The organism is Cellulomonas fimi (genome assembly GCF_012952065.1).
GTDB classification, from domain to species: Bacteria; Actinomycetota; Actinomycetes; order Actinomycetales; family Cellulomonadaceae; genus Pengzhenrongella; species Pengzhenrongella fimi_A.
This window is the reverse complement of sequence record NZ_JABCJJ010000072.1, coordinates 1-1,435: the sequence shown is the minus strand read 5'-3', so window position 1 is coordinate 1,435 and position 1,435 is coordinate 1. Positions and strand designations below refer to the sequence as shown.

At 70.3% G+C, this 1,435-nt stretch carries 1 protein-coding gene; it reads left to right on the top strand.

Features of this window, described 5'->3' with window-relative positions:
• The first annotated feature begins 121 nt into the window (after positions 1-121).
• Positions 122-1,432, top strand: a complete 1,311-nt coding sequence (locus HIR71_RS16235) for an ISL3 family transposase (RefSeq protein WP_169326099.1) — start codon at positions 122-124, stop codon at positions 1,430-1,432.
• Positions 1,433-1,435 lie beyond the last annotated feature (3 nt).

The following is a 1,435-nucleotide window of genomic DNA, read 5'->3' as shown; positions in this document are numbered from 1 at the left end:
GGCTCTTCGCAGTTGGGGGTGTAGTCCGGCGGTGAGGGTGTGCGGCGCGTCGCGGGGCGGGTAGAGGTCGAGGCCTTCCGATGATGGGAGTTCTCACACTGCCCATCGGGAAGACCTCGACGTGCTTGACGCTACCTTCGCTGCCCCTGACCTGACCACGTTCTGCCGGCTCGATGAGCTCGGCCTGGAAGTCCTCGGGCAGCGGCTGGAGCCGGACCGGGCGGTGCTGTCCTGCCGCGTCGTCGAGGCCGACCAGTGGTGCCGGCGGTGCGGGTGCGAGGGCACCGCCCGCGACACCGTGGTCCGCCGGTTGGCGCACGAGCCCTTGGGCTGGCGACCGACGACGCTGCTGGTGAAGGTGCGCCGCTACCGGTGCACCGGGTGCGGGCACGTGTGGCGCCAGGACACCAGCAAGGCCGCCGCGCCGCGCGCGAAGCTGTCCCGCCGAGCGCTGCGGTGGGCCCTGGAAGGGCTGGTGGTCCAGCACCTGACCATCGCCCGGATCGCCGAGAGCCTGGCGGTCTCGTGGAACACCGCCAACGACGCGGTCCTGGCCGAAGGCAAGCAGGTCCTGATCGACGACCCGCACCGCTTCGACGGGGTCCAGGTCGTCGGCGTGGATGAGCACGTGTGGCGACACACCCGGCGCGGCGACAAGTACGTCACCGTCATCATCGACCTGACCGCCATCCGCGCCGGCACCGGACCCGCACGGCTGCTCGACATGGTCGAGGGCCGCTCCAAGCAGGCGTTCAAGACCTGGCTGGCCGAGCGCGAGCAGTCCTGGCGCGACGCGGTCGAGGTCGTCGCGATGGACGGGTTCACCGGGTTCAAGACCGCCACCACCGAGGAGCTGCCCGACGCCGTGGCGGTCATGGATCCCTTCCACGTCGTGCGCCTGGCCGGGGACGCCCTCGACCGGTGCCGCAGGCGCGTCCAACAGGACCTGCACGGCCACCGCGGCCGCGCCGGTGACCCGCTCTACACCTCGCGCAGGACGCTGCACACCGGCGCCGACCTGCTCACCGACAAGCAGACCAAGCGCCTCCAGGCGCTCTTCGCCGTCGACGAGCACGTCCAGGTCGAAGCCACCTGGGGCATCTACCAACGCATGATCGCCGCCTACCGCGAACCCGACCGCACCCAAGGCCGCCGCCTCATGGACAACCTCATCACCGCGATCAGCACCGGCGTTCCTCACGCCCTGAGCGAGATCATCACCCTCGGACGGACCCTCAACAAGCGCGCCGGCGATGTCCTGGCCTACTTCGACCGGCCCGGCACGTCCAACGGCCCCACCGAAGCGATCAACGGGCGCCTCGAACACCTGCGCGGCTCCGCCCTCGGCTTCCGCAACCTCACCAACTACATCGCCAGAAGCCTGCTCGAGACCGGCGGCTTCAGACCCCGACTACACCCTCAATCGCGATGAGCC